The following is a 474-nucleotide window of genomic DNA, read 5'->3' as shown; positions in this document are numbered from 1 at the left end:
ACCATAATTTATTAGATGCTACAGACGAAGAAATTGAGCACCGTTTTTTCACTACGGGCTCGACACAAATTTTTAAAGATATTGCAAAAGACTGGTTAAATATGCCAGATATGACTGTAGAACATATTAAATTAGGAAAATAAGAGGTGCCAATCATGAGAGTTGATGGAAGAGGAAGTAATGCATTACGAAATATTGAAGTAACACCAGATTATTTAATGCATCCAGAAGGTTCTGTGCTAATTGCATCAGGAAATACAAAAGTTATCTGTTCTGCAAGTGTAGAAACAAAAGTGCCACCATTTATGCGAGGAGAAGGCCGCGGCTGGATTTCTGCTGAATACTCGATGTTACCCCGAGCAACGAAGACACGAAATATCCGCGAATCGTCCAACGGTAAAGAAACCGGCAGAACGATGGCAATCAAACGTTTAACGGGACCAGCGCCCGGTGCAGTGGCCGGATCGGCTATGT

General features: G+C 41.8%; 1 protein-coding gene. It reads left to right on the top strand.

The window, feature by feature from the left end:
* Positions 1-155: 155 nt before the first annotated feature.
* Positions 156-474 (top strand): ribonuclease PH (gene rph / locus G8O24_RS47110; RefSeq protein WP_188108429.1); only part of this gene is annotated, 319 nt, incomplete at its 3' end.

It is taken from the genome of Bradyrhizobium campsiandrae, assembly GCF_014529705.1.
Classification (GTDB): Bacteria; Pseudomonadota; Alphaproteobacteria; order Rhizobiales; family Xanthobacteraceae; genus Bradyrhizobium; species Bradyrhizobium campsiandrae.
The sequence above is the reverse complement of the archived record's forward strand: the minus strand, read 5'-3'. Positions and strand labels throughout refer to the sequence as shown.